We start from the raw sequence: 19,745 nt of genomic DNA, 5'->3' as shown, positions 1-19,745 counted from the left end.
ATAACCCCGCACCTTGAGCCCCGCCCTCTGGCCCCGCCCCATGGCGGGGCTTTTTCGTGCCTGGGACTCCCCTCATGACGACGGCCGCCCGCCGTTAGCCTGCGCCCAACCGCCAGGCTTCTTCGTTTCTCTACCCTCCCCCAGAACGACGTCGGCCCCGCACAGGGCGGGGCCGACGTTCTTGTTGTTGTGGTCGCGACTGGCTAGCGCGACCCGTCCAGCGTTGTTGTTGGTGTCATGAGCGGCCGGTGATGTTGTCGACGATCTTCAGCGTCGGCTCGGCCTGGTTGAGGGTGTAGAAGTGCAGTCCCGGGGCGCCGCCGTCGAGCAGGCGCTGGGCCAGGCGCGAGATCACCTCTTCGCCGAAGTCGGCGATGGCGGCGCTGTCATCACCGTACGCCTCGAGCTGCTTGCGAATCCAGCGCGGGATCTCAGCACCGCAGGCGTCGGAGAAGCGCGCCAGCTTGGAGTAGTTGGTGATTGGCATGATGCCGGGGATGATCGGTGCTTCCACGCCAAGCTGGCGGGCCCGCTCGACGAAGTGGAAGTAGGCGTCGGCGGTGAAGAAGTACTGGGTGATCGCCAGATTGGCACCGGCATTCATCTTGCGGGCAAAGTTCTGCAGATCCGACTCGAAGCTCGCCGCCTGGGGGTGAGACTCCGGGTAGGCCGCCACCGCAATCTCGAAGTGATCGCCGGTCTCCTCGCGGATGAACTCCACCAGCTCATTGGCGTAGCGCAGCTCGCCGATGCCGCCCATGCCGGAAGGCAGGTCACCGCGCAGGGCCACCAGGCTGTTGATGCCCTGGGCCTTGTAGTCGGTCAGCAGCTCGCGCAGCTGGGCCTTCTCGCTGCCGACGCAGGACAGGTGCGGCGCGGTGGTGATGCCGCACTCGCGCACCGCATTGACGGTGGCAAGGGTGCGATTCTGGGTGGAACCGCCGGCACCGTAGGTGACGGAAAAGAACCGCGGGTTGCGCTCGGCCAAGAGGTCCCGGTTGCGCATCAGCTTCTCCCGCCCGGCGTCGGTATTCGGGGGGAAGAATTCGAAGCTGATGCCCAGCGGGTGCTCTTGTGCGCTCATCTCGGGGTCCTCGTGAAGCGTGTCGGGCTACCGCAAATCGGCGGCCGTAAAGGTGATGGGTGCCATTGTGACGACTCGGCCTCACCCCGACCAATGAAAGTTTCGCGGGTAAACTTCAATTCTCTTCATATAAGAAAGGGGAGACTCATAACCATGTGTTCTAAAAAATGACCTCGGCAGCCGGCCCGGGCTGACACCGGCGCGCCCAGACGGCATGATACGGGGCCTGGCACCCAAGGATGATGAACATGGCCGTCGACCCGACCTCGCTGATGGGCCCCCTGTGGACCCTGCTCGCCTTCGTCGCCCTCGGCGTCCTGTCCGCCAGGCGGCTCAAGGTCGACCCTCGTCCCATCGCCACCCTGCTGATCTACCTGATCGCTCCGCTGACCTTCTTCCGCGCGCTGGTACTGGGCGGTCCGACGCCGGTCTACCTCGCCCTGACCGCTGCCCTGTTCGTGATCGCAAGCCTGGTGGCCGTGCTCATCAATCGGCTGGGCAAGCGCTGGCTGGGGGATGAGGAAGGCTCGGTGCTGGCGTTTTCTGCCGGTACCGGCAACACCGGCTACTTTGGTCTGCCGGTGGCGCTGGTGTTGCTGCCCCCCTCCGGCGTCACCCTGTACCTGTTCTGTGCACTCGGCGTCACCCTTTACGAGTTCACCGTCGGCTTCTATCTAAGCGCCCGCGGCCGCTTTACGGTGCGTGACAGCCTGCTCAAGATCGCCAGGCTGCCGCTGATCTACGCCTTTCTGGCGGCGCTGCTGGTGGAAGGAGTCGGCATGACGGTGCCAGCGGCGGTGACCGATGCCATGTCGGTGTTTCCGGCAACCTACACCCTGCTCGGCATGATGATCATCGGCATGACCCTGGGTCGTGTTTCCGTGCGCTCGCTGGATGGGCGCTTTATCGGCGCCTGCGTGGCGGTGCGTTATGCCCTGTGGCCACTGCTGATGCTGGGTGCCGTCCTGTTGCTCAAGGCCACCACCGGGCTGTCACAGGACATGGCGTTGGCGCTGCTGTTGATCGGGGTGGTGCCCATGGCCGCCAACGTGGTGGTAGTGGCCATGGAACTCGGCATCGCGCCCGAGAAGGGCGCCCTGGCGGTGTTGATCACTACACTGGCCGCGCCGCTGGTGATCCCGCTGTACCTGAGCGGGATGCTTGGACTGGTGCAGTGAAGCTGAAAGGCGAAAGTCGCTAGCGCCGAGAGTGACTAGCGGGGAAACACGGGCGCTACCAATACCGCCTTGCCGGAAGGCCGCGATCTCAGACGCTCCACGTAGGCTCGGACATTTGGCGCCGCCTCCATCAGCGAGGAGGCGGGCGGCGTGGCCTCCAGATAGTCGAGCATCGGCGCCGCCAGGGCATCGGCCAGGGTGAAGCCATCACCGACGAGAAAGTCTCTCCCCGCCAACTGGTGTTCCAGGATGGCCAGTATCCGTGCCACCTCCGGGGCCGCCTCGCGAACCCGGTCTTCCCTCACCTCGCCATTGGGCCCCTTGGGAAAGACCAGTTCCAGCAGGTAGCGCCGCACGATGGCCTGGTCGGCCTGGGTGGCCAGCGCAGCACACCACTGATCCACCTGAGCCCGCGTCCAGTCACCCCTGGGTAGCAGGTCGGGCCCATCGAAGGCGCCCTCCAGGTAGCGGCAGATGGCAACGCTCTCGTACAGGCGCCGTTCGCCGTGAATCAGCACGGGAATCTTGTCGAAGGGATTGAGCGCCTTGAACTCCGGTGAATGCAGCTCGACCCGACGTCCTTCGACCTCCATCCCGACACTGTGCTCAATGCCCTTCTCATGACACACCAGCATCACGCTGCGCACGAAGTTCGAGAACGCGGGACCCACGATATGTACGCTTGCCATGCCAACCTCCTGGTTACCAGACGAAAAACCGCCGGCGCCTACCGATATATACGCCGACGTGTGCGCAAGTCGTGCTCGCTCGTCTTGCAGCATGGCCGCTGACACCATATGTTCAATAACATATTCTGCCATCGGAGACGGCCCATGCCCTGGAGCCGCGAACGCAAGCACGAGACCCGCACCCGCATCCTCGACGCAGCTGCCCGCTGCTTTACCCGAAAAGGCTACGATGCCGTCAGTATTGACGAGGTGATGGCCGCCGCCGGTCTGACCCGGGGCGCCTTCTACGCCCACTTCGACAGCAAGTCGACGCTCTACGCCAATGCCATCCGTCATGCTGCCAGGCGCGGGGCCACCGCGCTCGATCACCTCGAAAGTCGAGAAGCCCGCATCGAGGCCTACTTGAGCCAATCTCTCGCCAAGGACGAGGCAACCTGCCCACTGGCCTGCCTGGTCAGCGATGTGGCACAGCGCGACGAGCAGGTGCGCACCACCTATACCGCCCTGCTGGAAGGCTTCCTGACGCGCTTTGTCGACACCTCTGACATGGACACCGACACGCGAAAGCGCGCGCTCGGCCAGACGATTGCAATGATCGGCAGTCTGGCCATGGCGCGTACGGTCAATGACCCGCAGCTGGCGGAAGAATTACTGGAGGCTGGCAGAACACTGGCAAAGGCCAATGCGCTACCCGTCAGTCGGAGCGGCGTTGTCGGCCAGGAAGCCTGAAGAAAACTACCGAGCAAGGCCGGTAAAGCGAACGGATACAACACGAGCGAAGGGGGAGGCCTCTCAGGCCCCCGCCAGGGCGCCCTCGGGGCAGGCGCGGGGCATCGAAGGCTCGGCCTCGATCACCTGCCCTTCCCAGTCGATCAGCGCCAGGCTGCCGTCGGGGCGCTCGATCAGCGCCGTACAGTGCTCCACCCAGTCACCGTCGTTGCAGTAGAGCACGCCGTCCTGGGCACGAAATCCGGCCTTGTGGATATGCCCGCCGACGTAGCCATCGAGTCCTTCCCGGGCCGCCTGGTGGATGGCCGCCTGCTCGAACTGTTCGACATAGCGCTGGGCCGCGCCGATGCGCCCCTTGACCGCCGCTGCCAGCGACCAGTAAGGCAGGCCCAGCAGGCTGCGCGCCTTGTTGCACCAGCGATTGAGCGACAGCACAAACTGATGCATGCCATCACCCAGCGCCATCAGCCAGGGGGCCAGGCGCACATGGGTATCGAACTCGTCGCCGTGGCTGACCAGCAGACGGCGACCATCGGCGGTCTCGTGGATCGCCCGGCGCTCGATGCGCACCCGGTGCATACGGATGCCACACAGCTGACGCAAGGCCGCGTCGTGGTTGCCGGGGATGTAGATGATCTCGCATCCGCCCTTGGCCAGGCGCAACAGTCGCCCCACCAGACGCTGCTGCTCCGCCGGCAGTGACGCCCGACGGTGCATGGCGATAAGGTCGATCACATCCCCTACCAGATACAGGCGCTCCGGGCGCACGCGGCGCAGCAGCCGCGACAGCAAGGCGGCCTGGCAATCCCGGGTGCCGAGGTGAAGATCGGAAATGAACAGGGTACGAGCGGTCAGTGATGTGGCCATGGGCAGTCTCCTGTGACGCCCACCCAGCCTGTCCTGTCCCGGTGACACTGCCGTGGCGCGACCATGACGAAACGATGACCGGTGCCGTCCCCTGCCCCGCTATTCCCCACGCTCGCCCCAGGCTGACTACCCAGCCCTGCCCCGCCCTGACCAAGGCACGCAGGGCACAGCCCCCTTTCCGGAAAGCCTGGGGCTGGAGTGAACCTGGTGCGTCAACGTGGTCGAGCGCAGGCACTCTTGATAGGCCAAGCCTCAGTAACGATAGTGGTCTGGCTTGTATGGCCCCTCCACCGGCACTCCGACGTACTCCGACTGAGCCTCGGTCAGCTGAGTGATCACGCCGCCAAAGCCCTCCACCATGTAGCGTGCCACCTCTTCGTCGAGATGGCGTGGCAGCACCGTGACATCGATCATGCCGTCGCGCTCGTCGGGGCCCAGCTCGGCGAAACGCCGGGCGTACAGGTGCATCTGCGCCAGCACCTGATTGGCGAAGGAGCCGTCCATCACCCGCGAGGGGTGGCCGGTGGCGTTGCCCAGGTTGACCAGACGCCCCTCGGCCAGCAGGTAGATCACATTGCGGCTGTCGGGATCGTACGTCTGCCCCGGCCCGGCGTCACGGTAGATCTTGTGCACCTGGGGCTTGACCTCCTCCCAGAGCCATTGCTTTCGCATGTAGGCGGTATCGATCTCGCTGTCGAAGTGGCCGATATTGCAGACCACCGCGCCATTCTTGAGAGCGCCCAGCATGGCGGCGTCACAGGCGCCGATATTGCCGGTGCAGGTCACCACCAGGTCGGTCTTGCCGAGCAGTTCGAGATCGAGACTGTCGACGCCACGATTGACACCGCCGCGATAGGGAGAAACCACCTCGAAGCCATCCATGCAGGCCTGCATGGCACAGATCGGGTCGATCTCGGCGACACGCACGATCATGCCCTCCTGGCGCAGCGAGGCCGCCGACCCCTTGCCCACGTCCCCATAGCCCATCACCAATGCCTGCTTGCCCGCCAGCAGGTGATCGAGCCCGCGCTTGATGGCGTCATTCAAACTGTGACGGCAGCCATACTTGTTGTCATTCTTCGACTTGGTGACGGCGTCGTTGACGTTGATGGCCGGCACTTTCAAGGTGCCTGCCCTGAGCATCTCGAGCAGTCGATGGACACCGGTGGTGGTCTCTTCACTGATGCCGTGGATGACGTCAAGCTTGTCGGGAAAGCGCTCATGCAACAGCAGCGTCAGGTCACCGCCATCATCCAGCACCAGATTGGGGGTCCAGCCGTCGGCGCCATCCACCGTCTGCTCGATACACCACCAGAACTCGTCCTCGCTCTCGCCCTTCCAGGCAAATACCGGGATGCCTGCTGCGGCGATGGCGGCGGCGGCGTGGTCCTGGGTGGAAAAGATATTGCAGGACGACCAGCGTACGCTCGCACCAAGGTCGACCAGGGTCTCGATCAGCACCGCGGTCTGAATCGTCATGTGGATACAGCCGGCGATACGTGCGCCCTTGAGCGGCTGGACCTCACGGTACCGGGCCCTGAGGGACATCAAGGCCGGCATCTCGCTTTCGGCGATTCGAATCTCGCGGCGCCCCCAGTCGGCCAGGCCGATATTGGCGACCCGGTAGTCATCCTGACGCTGAGCCCACTGCGCCCTTTGAGAAGCCTCGGTCGGGGTCATGCTCGCCTCCTGCTGGTTATCCAGCCTTCACTATAGGAGCCACCACAGCGTGCTCGCCAACCGGGGCGTTCGTATCGTTCCCAGCCCGGGCGTCCGGATCACTTTTCAGGCGGGTCGCAGAAGGCGTCGCTGATGGGCGATTCGAAGGGCCAACTGCGGGGCGATTCGAAGGGCTGAGCAAAGGGCGATTCAAAGGACGGTGCAAAGGACCTGCCGAGCCCGGCGTGGCAATCGGGCGTGTCGCGTCATCGTCGAAGGCCCCGACGAAACCGGTGATACCGGCGGCGGCCAGCTGCCGCGCCAGGGCTTCGACCTCGGGATGCGAAAGAAATGCCCGCCAGTGCCTGGCGCCGACATCACCGACGCCAGGGCGGCGGCGCCAGCCGGCGGCATCCAGCGACGCCAGTGTGCGCCAGGAGTCGTCCTCGGAGATGCGCCCGGCCGAGGGTGCTCCCAGGGCGCCCAGCCACTGCGAGAAGCCGCGATGAGCGGTATCGGCGAAGGTGACACCGAGACGCTCTGCGGTGACCTTGCCGATGCCGCTTGCCTGGGCCAGTTGCTCTGGCGTCAGCTCCCGCCAGTCCAGCAGCCCCGACACCAGGCCGGCGTCCACCAGTGCCTTCCAGGTGCCCTCCCCCACACCATCGAGATCCAGCGCCGATGGATCACTGAGCCAGGCCAGGCGAGCCAGAAACTGCTGCCGACAGCCCGGTGTCGGGTGCCAGCAGCTCAGCAGGTGAAAGTCCGATGCAGCCGGAACCTCGAGATCGCGTCTCTCGGCTGCGCGCCAGGCCACCCCCTTTAGCTGGGGGATGATCAGCCCGGCCAACTCGATGATCGCCTGATCGCCGGGGCGCAGGTCCCACTCGCGCCAACGTGACAGACTCCCCAGGCTGACCTGGCTCAGCCGGCGTCCATCCACCTCCACCGGCACAAGCTGGGCCACCGGGGTGATGCGACCGCTGCGACCAATGCGAAACTCGATGTCGGCCACCTCCGCCAGGGCCTCTCGCGGTGGATACTTCCAGGCCAGTGCCCAGCGCGGCGGCTCGGCCTGCCAGGTCACACCGTCGGGCCTGCGCCCACGCCGCAATACCACGCCATCGGTGGCGAAGGGCAACGGCGAGTGATACCAGCGCTCACGCCAGGCAGCGGCATCCTCCAGGGATTCGACAGGGTGGGTGTATCGCGATATCTGACCGAGGCCCAGCCGCTCGAGCCCGGCCAGCCGATCCTTGAGTTCCATAGGCCCCTTCGGCCAGGACCAGACGAAGAGCCCGATACGCTGGCCCAGTGCAGGGGACAACTTATCGCGCGCGAGCCAGCCGGCCACATGGGAACGGGCCCCCGCCCCGCCATCCCGCTGCTGGACATGATCCTCAAGGCGCTCATGGAGCTCACCCTGGAACACCAGGCTGTCGCCGTCGGCAAGCGACTGCCAATCACCTGCCAGACGCTGGGGAATCGACGGGATGTCCGCGGCAAGGCGCGTCCAGTTCTGGCCGATCCGCCCGTCCCCACGACTGTACACGCCCGCCAGGCGGCCCCCGTGATAGACCAGAGTGACCGCCACGCCATCCACCTTGGGCTGAATCCAGCTATCGGTAGCGCGGTCGGCCGGCGAGTCTGGAACACCGGTCGAAAGCCAACGCTGCACCTCGGCGGCGTCCTGCGCCTTGCGCAGCCCGGTATGCGCCACAGGATGGCGCTGCCAGGGAGCTGAGGGCATCCCTGAAGGAGCGGTTTCCCCTTCCGTGAAGTCCACCTTGAAGTCCGCCACCTCAAGCTCGGGAAAACAGCGCTGGAGTTCCCGCCACCGTCGCTCGGTCTGGTCGAAGACATCATCACTGACCGGCGAGCTGCCGTCCTTGCGGTAGGCCAGCTCCCACTGTCGCAGGTGGCTGGTCAACTCGGCGATGCGAATGGACGCCGTGGTCGTCGTCCAGTCAGGACAGCTGGCGTTGGCGTTGGCGTTGGCGTTGGCGTTGGCGTTGGCGTTGGCAAAGGAAAGCAGGACGACAAAGCCAGCGAACAGCAAGACACGCCCCTTTCCTGCAGACAGGCATGAAAAATGAAACGCGAGCCGCGAGGCGAGTTCCTGACATGACGCGGGACGTCCGACCATCTGGCCCTCCTTGGCCACAACCGAAGGTCACAATCGAAGATCACAACCCAAGGCCACCGTCAAACCTGGCGGCCGAATGCCACGACCAATCGCCGGCTCGGCTGAACGGCACGCCCGCATGCTCAGGTGCTACTGGCGACGCTTCCTCAGGTGGCGATCGGTACGTCGTACCGACCACCATGTCAGCACCAGCAACGGCGAGGTGATGGCGACGCCGAGCAGCACCTGTTGGCCGATGCTCATAATCGAATATCTCCCAAGGGTTCGCTCTCGAACATCGTTGCATCATGCCCCAGACACGAAAGGCGCTGCGTCGACAGCACAAAGGCGGGCACGCTCAGGGCAATGACGATGACTGCGGTCAAGAGCCCCTGGTGCTGCAGCAGAATCATCATGATGGCGGCGGCAGTCACCAGGAACGTTGCCAGTGCGGCGGTAGCCTCCAGCGCCAGCTTGGTCATGAATAGCTCACGATACTGGAGATAGTCATCATCACCATCCGGCAACTCCGCGTCGTGGGAAGTTCGCGCTCCTGTCTCGGTGGTCCCGTCATCGCCCGCCCCTCTGCGCGACGGCGACTCCCCGCGCCAGAGTTCCTGCTGTGACGCCAGCCTGATTCGTGAGCAGGTCGGGTCTGCGTGAAGGCGCTGAAAGTGCCCCTGATGATGGCGCTGATAGAAGTGATAGTCGTGCCTTGCTTCGCCCATCTTCTGATCCCCCTGTCGTTGCTACCGTCTTGGCGCAGCGCTCATGCCCCTGACCCTGTCCCACTCGCGTTTCGGCTCTTCTTCGTGCCGCCCGGGGCACCAGCTGGTCTTCCTGTCACGGGCGCCATGGCTTCTGAACATCGTGCCGACCACACCTCAATCGTCGCCAAGGCATGCCCTTCCACGAACGGCCTCCTGTCCAGCAACCCAACATGCCCAAGGACACGGATATATACCGACGTCCAACTCACACAGGCCATACCTTAGCTGTCGCCGGGACCGCCTCTTTCCTGACATCCATCAGGCGGCTCGCCAGCGTTTTTTATCACTAATCATTCTCACGCTCTGGCCACCTCCCAACCGCTTTCCAACCGCTTTCTAACCGCCTTCCAGCCGCTTTCTAACCGCTTTTCCGGCGACGTGGGCGTCACTTTCCCGTGCAGGCCACTTGGCCGCCGATGGTTTCTCGAACAGCGGTTTCTCGACAACGATCTGGCGATGGACGACGACACATCGAAGCTTTGACTACCGAGCACCAACGACCATCACTGGCTGCCTGACAGATGATGACGCGCTGATGCGATACCGCGCTGCCGACTTAGCGGCATCTGCATCCTGCCTCCATCTAATATTAGCCGTGAGCCAAAGGCTTCTCCGCCCGCATGCGCGGATATGAAAAGGAATGAGATGATGTCGCCGTTTGACGCATAACCCGGCGACAAAGAGGTAGGCAAAGACGCACAATCACCGCCAGGTCACCAGAAGACTTGCGACCGCTCTGCCAACGTCGCTTCGCACATTCGCCGGCCCCCCGCCGCCCCAATGCGACAAGGCCCGCCTGGCGAACCAGGCGGGCCTTGTCATGTCGGCAGGCGCGTGGGCACCGTGCCGCTGATGCCACAAAGAGGGATCAGATACCGGCGGCGGCGCGCAGAGCGTCGGCCCGGTCGACCTTCTCCCACGGGAAGGCGGTAAAGGTCTCGGTGTGGATCTCGCCTTCGGTATCGGTCCAGCTATAGCTGGTCTCGAAGGGCTCACGGCCAAAGTGACCGTAGGCTGCGGTCAGCTGATACATGGGATGCAGCAGATCCAGCATGCGAGTAATGGCATTGGGGCGCAGGTCGAAGTGATCGCGCACCAGCTCGACGATACGCTCGTCATCGATACGACCCGTGCCGAAGGTGTTGATCGACACCGAGGTCGGCTCGGCGACACCGATGGCGTAGGACACCTGGATCTCGCAACGCTCGGCCAGTCCCGCCGCTACCACGTTCTTGGCCACGTAGCGGCCGGCGTAGGCGGCGCTGCGGTCGACCTTGGACGGGTCCTTGCCAGAGAAGGCGCCACCACCATGTCGCGCCATGCCGCCGTAGGTGTCGACGATAATCTTGCGCCCGGTCAGGCCACAGTCACCCACCGGACCGCCGATGACAAACTTGCCGGTCGGGTTGATGTGATAACGCGTGCTGTCGGACAGCCACTCCGCCGGCAGTACCTGCTCAATGATCTCGCGCTGGACCATCTGGCGCAGCTGCTCCTGGTCGATGTCCGGATCATGCTGGGTGGACAGCACCACGGCATCGACCGCGCAGGGCTTGCCGGCATCGTCGTAACGGAAGGTCAGCTGGCTCTTGGCATCGGGACGCAGCCAGGGCAGCAGGCCACGCTTGCGCAGCTCGGCCTGGCGCTCCACCAGCCGATGGCTGTAGTGGATCGGCGCCGGCATGTAAGAGTCGGTTTCGTTGGTGGCATAGCCGAACATCAGGCCCTGATCACCGGCGCCCTGATCCTCGGGCTTTTCGCGATCGACGCCCTGGGCGATTTCGACGCTTTGCTTGCCGATCAGGTTGAGCACCCCGCAGGTCTCGCCGTCGAAACCGACGTCGGAGGAGGTATAGCCGATATCCATGATCACCTTGCGCACCAGCTCCTCGAGATCCACCCAGGCGGAGGTGGTGATCTCGCCGGCCACGATGGCGACACCGGTCTTGACCAGGGTCTCGCAGGCCACACGGGCATTCTTGTCCCGCGCGATCAGGGCATCGAGCACGGCATCGGAAATCTGATCGGCAATCTTGTCCGGGTGTCCTTCGGACACGGACTCGGAGGTAAACAGGGAGTATTCGCTCATGGCGTCCTCGACCCTCTGTAGGATAATCGGCAGGCGGGCCTGGCAAGATGGAAACGGGAGCGACCGTGATCGACGATCGCACTATGCAGATTCCGCGTGGACCTGGCGGGACGAAATTCTACACGCTCGACCGTCCGGTTCCTAGCGACAGGCCGGGCCATGGCAGAGCCTGCCAGGCATGGATCAAGTCCCCGGCATTTGATGGATCTGTCATTTCCGGCGACAATATGTCCCCGATCGATCCGCGCCGCCCCTCCCGCCCTCGTTGTCCACAGGCACGACAGGCGGCGCCTATCCTTGACGCCGCTGCGCCGCCCCCACCGGGCAGGCCAACGTCAGATTGCCACTTTGCCCCAGGCGAGGAGCCCTCAATGCCGTCCCGTTTCGAACTGGCCAACGCCATTCGCGCCCTTTCCATGGATGCCGTCCAGAAGGCCAACTCCGGCCACCCCGGAGCCCCGATGGGTATGGCCGATATCGCCGAGGTGCTGTGGAACGACTACCTCGTTCACAACCCTGACGATCCCAAGTGGGCCGATCGCGACCGTTTCGTGCTGTCCAACGGCCACGGCTCCATGCTGCTGTACTCCCTGCTGCACCTGTCAGGCTACGACCTGGGTCTGGAAGAACTGCAGAACTTCCGCCAGCTCCACGCCAAGACCGCTGGTCACCCCGAGTACGGCTACGCTCCCGGCGTCGAGACCACCACCGGCCCCCTCGGCCAGGGCCTGGCCAACGCCGTCGGCATGGCCATGGCAGAGCGCACCCTGGCGGGTCAGTTCAACCGCCCGGGCCACGAGATCGTCGACCACTACACCTACTGCTTCCTCGGCGACGGCTGCCTGATGGAAGGCATCTCCCATGAGGTCGCCTCGCTTGCGGGCACCCACCAGCTCGGCAAGCTGATCGCCTTCTACGATGACAACGGCATCTCCATCGACGGCGAGGTCGAAGGCTGGTTCACCGACGATACCGCCAAGCGCTTCGAAGCCTACGGCTGGCACGTGGTACCGGCGGTGGACGGGCACAAGCCCGAGGAGATCAAGGCCGCCATCGAGATGGCCCGCACCCAGCAAGATCGCCCGACCCTGATCATCTGCAAGACCGTCATCGGCTTCGGCGCCCCCAACAAGCAGGGCAAGGAAGAATGCCACGGCGCGGCACTCGGCGAAGAGGAAGTCGCAGCGGCGCGCAAGCAACTCGACTGGCCCCACGCGCCCTTCCATATCCCCGAGGATATCTACCAGGGCTGGGACGCCTGCGAGCGTGGCCAGAAGCACCAGGCCGACTGGCAGGCTCGCTTCGAGCGCTACCAGCAGGAGCACCCGGAGCTGGCCCGCGAATTCCTGCGTCGCCAGAAGGGTGAATTGCCGAGCGAGCTCAACAGCGAAGCGCTGGTCGAGGCCGCCCAGCAGAAGGGCGAGTCCGTGGCCTCACGCAAGGCCTCGCTGAACTGCCTCAACGAGCTCGGCCCGCAACTGCCGGAGCTGCTGGGTGGCAGCGCCGACCTGGCGCCTTCCAACCTGACCTTCTGGAAGGGTGCCGAGGCCATCAGCGCCGAAGCAGCCGGCGGCAACTACCTGCACTACGGGGTACGCGAGTTCGGTATGGGCGCCATCATGAACGGTATCGCCCTGCACGGCGGCTTCGTGCCCTACGGCGCCACCTTCCTGATCTTCATGGAATACATGCGCAACGCCGTGCGCATGGCGGCGCTGATGAACCAGCGCGCCATCTTCGTCTACACCCACGACTCCATCGGTCTGGGCGAGGACGGCCCGACCCACCAGCCGATCGAGCAGCTGACCAGTCTGCGTACCACCCCGAACCTGTGCACCTGGCGCCCCTGCGATGCGGTCGAGACCGCTGCCGCCTGGGCCCACGCGGTCAAGCGCAGCGCCGGCCCCACCGCGCTGGTACTGTCCCGTCAAGGCCTGCCTCACCAAGAGCGCAACAAGAGCCAGCTGGCCAACATCCAGCGTGGTGGCTACGTACTCAAGGACAGCGAAGGCACCCCTGAGCTGATCCTGATCGCCACCGGCTCCGAGGTGACACTGGCCATGCAGGCCGCCGAAACCCTGGAAGCCGAAGGCAAGCAGGTGCGCGTGGTATCGATGCCGGCCACCGACGTCTTCGACAGCCAGGACGCCGACTACCGTGAGTCCGTCCTGCCGCGCAGTGTTCGCGCCCGTCTGGCCATCGAGGCAGGCCATCGCGACTACTGGAGCAAGTACGTGGGCCTCGACGGTGACACCATCGGCATGTCCAGCTTTGGCGAGTCGGCCCCGGCGGGCGACCTGTTCAAGCACTTCGGTTTCACCGTGGACAACCTGGTGGAACGCGCCAAGGCGCTGCTGGGTTAAGTCCAGCGCGGGCCGGCACGCGCGGCCTGTTGCGACCAGAAGCGTGACCAGCAGAAACGAGCAGGGGCACGGCTTACGCCGTGCCCCTGCTGTATCTAGCGACCTTGATGGTCGGCCTAGGCGGCCTGATCCTCTATCCTGCGCGGTTGTCGAGGCAGGCTTGGATCAGGCGATGGTGACATCCGGCGCCAGATAGACGTCCTGAATGGCGTTGAGCAGGCTTACCCCGTCACGCATCGGCTTCTGGAAGGCCTTGCGACCGGAGATCAGGCCCATGCCACCGGCCCGCTTGTTGATCACCGCGGTACGCACCGCCTGGGTCAAGTCGCCCTCTCCGGTGGAGGCACCGCCGGAGTTGATCAGCCCGGCACGCCCCATGTAGGCGTTGGCCACCTGATAGCGGGCCAGATCGATCGGGTGATCGCTGGTCAACTCGCTGTAGACCTTCTCGTGGGTGTTGCCGAAGCCGATGGTGCGATAGCCATCGTTGTTCTCGGGCAGCTTCTGCTTGACGATGTCCGCCTTGAGCGTCGCCGCCAGGTGCACCGCCTGACTGGTGAGGTCGGAGGCCACATGATAGTCGGTGCCCTCATGCTTGAAGGCCGGGTTACGCAGATAGGCCCACAGCACGGTCACCATGCCCAACTCGTGGGCGCGCTCGAAGGCCGCGCTGATCTCTTCGATCTGGCGACGGCTCTCGGGGGAACCGAAGTAGATGGTCGCACCCACGGCGACGCAACCCATGTCGAAGGCCTGGTCGACCTCGGCGAACAGGGTCTGATCGTAGATCGCCGGATAGGTCAGCGTCTCGTTGTGATTCAACTTGAGCATCATCGGGATGCGGTGGGCATAGCGGCGCGCCACCGACGACAGACCACCCAGGGTGGAAGCCACGGCGTTGCAGCCGCCCTCGATCGCCAGCTCCACAATGTTGGCCGGATCGAAGTAGATCGGGTTGGGCGCGAAAGAGGCGCCAGCGGAGTGTTCGATCCCCTGATCCACCGGCAGGATGCTGAGGTAACCGGTGCCGCCCAGGCGGCCATGGTTGAACATCGTCTGCATGCTGCGCAGCACCGCTGGCGAGCGGTCGGAGTCCATCATCACCCGGTCGACGAAGTCCGATCCCGGCAGGTGCAGTTGCTCCTTGGCGATACCGCGACATTCATGAGTCAAAAGGTCCTCTGCCTCGGCACCCAGCCAGCTGGCAATATCACTCATCATCAATCTCCCTGTCATGCCCGACCTGGTCGGGCGGTAGGCGAATACTCAGTCTACACAGGGTAGCGGATGACGCGCTGCAACGAGACCCCCTGCTGACCAAGGCACCATGAGTCGGCACAATGGCTCAATCCCCCTGGCCCCGGCCAGTGACAATGACTCAAGAGGATTGCAATGTCCGTGTTACGAGGCTTTTTATGGCTTTCGCTGCTGTGGCTGGCCGGCGACCTGGTGGTCAGCCTGGGTGAACTGCCGCTGTCCCCCGGCGTCGTCGGACTGATGCTGTTGACCAGCGTCTTCGTAATACGAGGACGTATGCACGAGGACGTGGCGGCGGCGGCACAACCGCTGATCATGCTGCTGGCGATGCTGATCATGCCCGGCGTGGTCGGGGTGTTCTGGGTGCTCGACCAGATCTCGGGCCACTGGCTCGCCGTGGGGCTGGCGCTGACTCTGGGCACCCTGCTGAGCGTTGCCAGCACCCTGTGGCTGATGCGTCGCCTGTTGCCGGCGACGCCGTCCGAGGTGACCGCCACCGCCCAGGATAAGACCTCATGAGCCTCGCCTTGGTCGATCACCTCGATACATCGATGCTGGCCATCGCCCTGTCCATCGGCGCCTACCTCGCCGGCATGGCGCTGTTTCGGCGGCTCGGCTCCCCCGGCTGGTGCCCGCCGGTACTGCTGGCCTCGTTGCTGCTCGCCGCGACGCTCAAGGCGGCCGGCATCGCCTACGTCGACTATCGCCAGGGTGCCCAGTGGCTGATGCTGTTGCTGGGCCCGGCCACGGTGGCCCTGGCGGTGCCGCTCTACCAGCAGATGCACCACATACGCGCGCTGTGGCGGCCATTGCTGGTCTGCCTGCCGGTATCGACGGTACTGGCCGCCTGCTATGCGTTGCTGATCGCCTGGGCATTGGGGGCGCCGCCGGAACTGCTGGCCTCGCTGGCCCCCAAATCGGTGACCGCCCCCATCGCCATGGGCATCACCGAACGCCTGGGCGGCTCCGTGCCGATCCTGATGGGGGGGTTATTGATCACCGGTGTCGCGGCCACCGCCTGCGTCAGCCTGTTCGGCCGGCTCTTGAAGATCACCGACCAGCGCCTGCTGGGTCTGGCACTGGGCATCAACGGCCACGCCATCGGTACCGTACGCGCCTTCGAGCTGGGCCCCACCGCCGGTGCCTTCGCTTCTCTCGGCATGACGCTGACCGGGGTGCTGACGGCGCTGATGATGCCGCTGGCCTGGCGCCTGGCCAGCATGCTCGGCTGAACCGATTCAGCTATATTCTTGTGCTGCCTGCGCGGTTTTATGCCGCGTATGACGCCGCTGGAGCCGCGACGCGCGGGGCAATTTGAGATAGACTTTCGCGCCTGTGTCCATCCCTCCGTGGAGAGTATCGAGTCCCATGGCCCAGCGTATTGCCATCAATGGCTACGGCCGCATCGGCCAGTGCGTCCTGCGAGCCCTCATCGAACGCAACGACCCCAGCTTCGAGGTGGTGGCGATCAATGAGCTCTCGGGACTCGATACCATTACCTACCTGACTCGCTACGACACCACCCACGGACGCTTCCCCGGTCGGGTGGAAAGCCGCGACGGCCATCTGATCATCAACGGACATGCGATCCAGGTGCTGTCCGAAGAGGACCCTGACCGCCTGCCCTGGCGGGCGCTAGCCATCGACCTGGTGCTGGAGTGCTCCGGCAGCTTCAAGGATCGCGCCACCGCCGAGCGCCATCTGGCGGCAGGGGCCGGCCGGCTGTTGTTCTCCCAGCCGGCGGAAAGTGACGTCGACGCCACCATCGTCAGCGGCATCAATGATGACGACCTGACGCCCGACGTCCGGGTGGTCTCGGCAGCGTCCTGCACCACCAATTGCCTGGTGCCGATCCTCACCGTGCTCGACGAGGCGCTGGGCATCGAGCACGGTGTGACCACGACCATCCACTCGGCCATGAACGACCAGCCGGTGATCGATGCCTACCACCAGACCGATCTGCGCCTGACCCGCTCGGCGATGCAATCCATCGTGCCGGTGGACACCGGCCTGGCCCGAGGCATCAATCGTCTGATGCCGCACCTGGCGGAGCGCTTCGAGTGCCTCCATGTACGGGTGCCGACGATCAACGTCTCGGCCATGGACATGTCGATCTGCGTCAAGCGTGATACCTCGGCCAGCGAGGTCAATCGACTGCTGCGCGAGGCCAGCGAGTCACGGCTTCCTGACCTGCTGGGGTATACCGAGGAGCCCATGGCGTCCATCGACTTCAACCACGATCCCCGCTCCGGTATCGTAGACGCCACTCAGACGCGGGTGGCCGGTGGCCGCCTGCTCAAGCTGCTTTGCTGGTTCGACAACGAATGGGGCTTCGCCAACCGCATGCTGGACGTGGCCGGGCGCCTCGCCAGCCTTCCCCGGGTTCCCGAGCGATGACACTTCCACTGACCAGCCGTTGCCATTCGCTGTCTCCCTCAGACTTTCCAGACGAGGATCTGCCGACATGAACGTGCGCAAGATGACCGATCTCGACCTCAAGGGTCAGCGGGTACTGATTCGCGAAGACCTCAACGTACCTGTCAAACACGGCCAGGTGACCAGCGATGCCCGTCTGCGCGCCAGCTTGCCGACCATCAAGGCAGCTCGCGACGCAGGTGCCAAGGTGCTGCTGATGAGCCACCTGGGCCGCCCCACCGAAGGCGAGCCGGCCGACGAGTTCACCCTGGCACCGGTGGCGGCCTACCTCGGTGACCTGCTGGACTGCCCCGTGCGCCTGGTGACCGACTATCTCGAGCAGGAACCGAGCCTGGAAGACGGCGACGTGGTACTGCTCGAGAACGTGCGCTTCAACCAGGGCGAGAAGAAGGACGACGAAGCCCTGGCCAAGCGCTACGCCGAGCTGTGTGACGTCTTTGTGATGGACGCCTTCGGTACCGCCCACCGTGCCCAGGCCTCGACCCACGGGGTGGCCCGCTTCGCACCGACCGCCTGCGCGGGCCCCTTGCTGGCCGCCGAACTCGATGCCCTGGAAAAGGCGCTGGCGACTCCCAGGCGCCCGATGACCGCCATCGTCGGCGGCTCCAAGGTCTCGACCAAGCTCGAGGTGCTCAACGCCCTGTCCGAGAAGTGCGACCAGCTGATCGTCGGCGGCGGTATCGCCAACACCTTCATCGCCGCGGCGGGTCACAACGTCGGCAAGTCTCTTTACGAGGCCGACCTGGTGGACAAGGCCAAGGCGCTGATGGCCAGGGTCGAGATTCCGCTGCCCACCGACGTGGTCGTGGCCACCGAGTTCTCCGACTCGGCCGAGGCCGTCACCAAGCCGGTGGACCAGGTCGCCGACAACGAGATGATCCTCGACATCGGCCCGGACACCGCCGCCCGCCTGGGCGGCATGCTCAAGAGCGCCGGCACCATCCTGTGGAACGGCCCCGTCGGGGTGTTCGAGATCGACCAGTTCGGTGGCGGCACCGAGGCCCTGTCCAAGGCCATCGCCGAAAGCGACGGCTTCTCCATCGCCGGCGGCGGTGACACCCTGGCAGCCATCGACAAGTACGGCATCGCCGAGCAGGTGTCCTATATCTCCACCGGAGGCGGCGCCTTCCTCGAGTACGTCGAGGGCAAGGAACTGCCGGCGGTCAGCGCCCTCGAGGCCGCCGCTCGCTGAGGTTTGCCGAAAAAGCGCCGGCGCTCGCCGGCGCTCTCTACCAAGCCCAAGCCCCGGGGCCGGCCATCGCCGGCCCTTTGACAACCCAAGCGACATGGGCGCGACAGCATCGCGCTCTCGACCTCTTCAAGAATCAGGTACCTCCATGGCACTCGTCAGTATGCGCCAACTGCTGGACCACGCCGCCGAACACGGCTACGGCGTGCCGGCCTTCAACGTCAACAACCTCGAGCAGGTCCGCGCCATCATGGAAGCCGCGGACGCCACCGACTCCCCGGTGATCCTGCAGGCCTCCGCCGGCGCCCGTAAATACGCCGGCGCCCCCTTCCTGCGCCACCTGATCCTGGCCGCCGTGGAAGAGTTTCCGCATATCCCGGTGGTCATGCACCAGGACCACGGCACCAGCCCCGCGGTGTGCCAGCGCTCGATCCAGCTCGGCTTCTCCTCGGTCATGATGGACGGCTCCCTGGGCGAGGACGGCAAGACCCCGGCAGACTACGACTACAACGTCGACGTCACCCGCCGTACCGTCGAGATGGCCCACGCCTGTGGCGTGTCGGTAGAAGGTGAGCTCGGCTGCCTGGGCAGCCTGGAAACCGGCATGGCCGGTGAAGAAGACGGCATCGGCGCCGAGGGCAAGCTGAGCCACGACCAGCTGCTGACCGACCCGGAAGAGGCCGCCGACTTCGTCAAGGCCACCGGCGTCGACGCCCTGGCCATCGCCATCGGCACCAGCCACGGCGCCTACAAGTTCACCCGTCCGCCCACCGGCGACACCCTGTCGATCCAGCGTATCAAGGAAATCCACGAGCGCATCCCGGACACCCACCTGGTCATGCACGGCTCCTCCAGCGTGCCCCAGGAGTGGCTCGAGGTGATCAACGCCAACGGTGGTGCCATCCCCGAGACCTACGGCGTCCCGGTGGAAGAAATCGTCGAGGGCATCAAGCACGGCGTGCGCAAGGTCAACATCGACACCGATCTGCGTCTGGCCTCGACCGGTGCGGTACGTCGCTTCCTGGCCGAGAACCCGGCAGAGTTCGACCCGCGCAAGTTCCTCAAGCTTACCGTCAGCGCCATGAAGGACATCTGCATCGCCCGCTACGAAGCCTTCGGCACCGCCGGCAACGCCAGCAGGATCAAGCCGATCAGTCTGGAAGGCATGTTCGAGCGCTACGCCCGAGGTGAACTTGATCCAAAGGTGAAGTAAGCGTCGATCAGATTCCCGCAGCGGTAACGCAAAAACGCCCCATGCCGGCAAGGCTTGGGGCGTTTCATTGTGCGCCGCTGGTACAACACCGAACCGC

At 64.8% G+C, this 19,745-nt stretch carries 16 protein-coding genes; 8 read left to right on the top strand and 8 right to left on the bottom strand.

Features of this window, described 5'->3' with window-relative positions; all coding sequences use genetic code 11:
• Positions 1 to 235: 235 nt before the first annotated feature.
• Complete coding sequence (gene metF / locus NKF27_RS01390) at positions 236 to 1,084, bottom strand: methylenetetrahydrofolate reductase [NAD(P)H] (protein WP_222516151.1); 849 nt, start codon at positions 1,082 to 1,084, stop codon at positions 236 to 238.
• A gap of 248 nt (positions 1,085 to 1,332) precedes the next feature.
• Here metF and NKF27_RS01385 point away from each other — a divergent pair, with 248 nt between their 5' ends.
• A complete protein-coding gene (locus tag NKF27_RS01385) occupies positions 1,333 to 2,262 on the top strand; it encodes an AEC family transporter (RefSeq protein WP_108131759.1) in 930 nt (309 codons plus the stop codon).
• Between the two features lie 35 nt (positions 2,263 to 2,297).
• On the opposite strand, the gene NKF27_RS01380 is transcribed toward NKF27_RS01385, so the two are convergent.
• Entirely contained in the window at positions 2,298 to 2,951 is a 654-nt protein-coding gene (locus tag NKF27_RS01380; RefSeq protein WP_253555045.1) for a glutathione S-transferase family protein, read from the bottom strand.
• 144 nt (positions 2,952 to 3,095) lie between these two features.
• Between NKF27_RS01380 and NKF27_RS01375 the strand changes: the two genes are divergently transcribed.
• Positions 3,096 to 3,680 carry a TetR/AcrR family transcriptional regulator gene (locus NKF27_RS01375; RefSeq protein ID WP_045992238.1) on the top strand — a complete coding sequence of 195 codons (585 nt, stop codon included), beginning with the start codon at positions 3,096 to 3,098 and terminating at the stop codon, positions 3,678 to 3,680.
• 63 nt (positions 3,681 to 3,743) lie between these two features.
• Here NKF27_RS01375 and NKF27_RS01370 read toward each other — a convergent pair whose 3' ends face one another.
• The 5 genes from NKF27_RS01370 to metK form a co-directional block, all read right to left on the bottom strand.
• Entirely contained in the window at positions 3,744 to 4,547 is an 804-nt protein-coding gene (locus NKF27_RS01370) for a UDP-2,3-diacylglucosamine diphosphatase (RefSeq protein WP_045992239.1), read from the bottom strand.
• Positions 4,548 to 4,799: 252 nt separating this feature from the next.
• Positions 4,800 to 6,227 carry an adenosylhomocysteinase gene (gene ahcY, locus NKF27_RS01365; protein ID WP_253555042.1) on the bottom strand — a complete coding sequence of 476 codons (1,428 nt, stop codon included), beginning with the start codon at positions 6,225 to 6,227 and terminating at the stop codon, positions 4,800 to 4,802.
• A gap of 16 nt (positions 6,228 to 6,243) precedes the next feature.
• Positions 6,244 to 8,352: an NAD-dependent DNA ligase LigB gene (gene ligB / locus NKF27_RS01360; protein WP_253555039.1), complete on the bottom strand. Its 2,109-nt coding sequence runs from the start codon at positions 8,350 to 8,352 to the stop codon at positions 6,244 to 6,246.
• Positions 8,353 to 8,591: 239 nt separating this feature from the next.
• Positions 8,592 to 9,059: a hypothetical protein gene (locus NKF27_RS01355; protein ID WP_253555037.1), complete on the bottom strand. Its 468-nt coding sequence runs from the start codon at positions 9,057 to 9,059 to the stop codon at positions 8,592 to 8,594.
• Between the two features lie 910 nt (positions 9,060 to 9,969).
• Positions 9,970 to 11,190 (bottom strand): methionine adenosyltransferase, encoded by a 1,221-nt coding sequence (metK, locus tag NKF27_RS01350; RefSeq protein ID WP_045992242.1) that lies wholly within the window; start codon positions 11,188 to 11,190, stop codon positions 9,970 to 9,972.
• Between the two features lie 371 nt (positions 11,191 to 11,561).
• Between metK and tkt the strand changes: the two genes are divergently transcribed.
• The gene (tkt, locus tag NKF27_RS01345) at positions 11,562 to 13,553 is read left to right on the top strand and encodes a transketolase (protein WP_045992243.1); all 1,992 of its coding nucleotides are present in this window, start codon (positions 11,562 to 11,564) and stop codon (positions 13,551 to 13,553) included.
• Between the two features lie 165 nt (positions 13,554 to 13,718).
• On the opposite strand, the gene NKF27_RS01340 is transcribed toward tkt, so the two are convergent.
• Positions 13,719 to 14,771 (bottom strand): class I fructose-bisphosphate aldolase, encoded by a 1,053-nt coding sequence (locus tag NKF27_RS01340; protein WP_045992244.1) that lies wholly within the window; start codon positions 14,769 to 14,771, stop codon positions 13,719 to 13,721.
• Between the two features lie 174 nt (positions 14,772 to 14,945).
• Between NKF27_RS01340 and NKF27_RS01335 the strand changes: the two genes are divergently transcribed.
• The 5 genes from NKF27_RS01335 to fba all read left to right on the top strand — a co-directional run bounded on the left by NKF27_RS01335 (position 14,946) and on the right by fba (position 19,648).
• Positions 14,946 to 15,329 carry a CidA/LrgA family protein gene (locus NKF27_RS01335; protein WP_253555035.1) on the top strand — a complete coding sequence of 128 codons (384 nt, stop codon included), beginning with the start codon at positions 14,946 to 14,948 and terminating at the stop codon, positions 15,327 to 15,329.
• Positions 15,326 to 16,042: an LrgB family protein gene (locus NKF27_RS01330; protein WP_253555030.1), complete on the top strand. Its 717-nt coding sequence runs from the start codon at positions 15,326 to 15,328 to the stop codon at positions 16,040 to 16,042. Before NKF27_RS01335 ends, NKF27_RS01330 begins: the two co-directional genes overlap by 4 nt.
• A gap of 136 nt (positions 16,043 to 16,178) precedes the next feature.
• Positions 16,179 to 17,207, top strand: a complete 1,029-nt coding sequence (locus NKF27_RS01325; RefSeq protein WP_253555027.1) for a type I glyceraldehyde-3-phosphate dehydrogenase — start codon at positions 16,179 to 16,181, stop codon at positions 17,205 to 17,207.
• Between the two features lie 67 nt (positions 17,208 to 17,274).
• Entirely contained in the window at positions 17,275 to 18,438 is a 1,164-nt protein-coding gene (locus tag NKF27_RS01320) for a phosphoglycerate kinase (protein WP_253555025.1), read from the top strand.
• Positions 18,439 to 18,583: 145 nt separating this feature from the next.
• Positions 18,584 to 19,648 carry a class II fructose-bisphosphate aldolase gene (gene fba / locus NKF27_RS01315; RefSeq protein ID WP_045992249.1) on the top strand — a complete coding sequence of 355 codons (1,065 nt, stop codon included), beginning with the start codon at positions 18,584 to 18,586 and terminating at the stop codon, positions 19,646 to 19,648.
• Positions 19,649 to 19,745: the final 97 nt, after the last annotated feature.

It is taken from the genome of Halomonas sp. DN3, assembly GCF_024137905.1.
Taxonomy (GTDB): Bacteria; Pseudomonadota; Gammaproteobacteria; order Pseudomonadales; family Halomonadaceae; genus Halomonas; species Halomonas litopenaei.
This window is presented reverse-complemented; position numbering and strand designations above follow the sequence as displayed.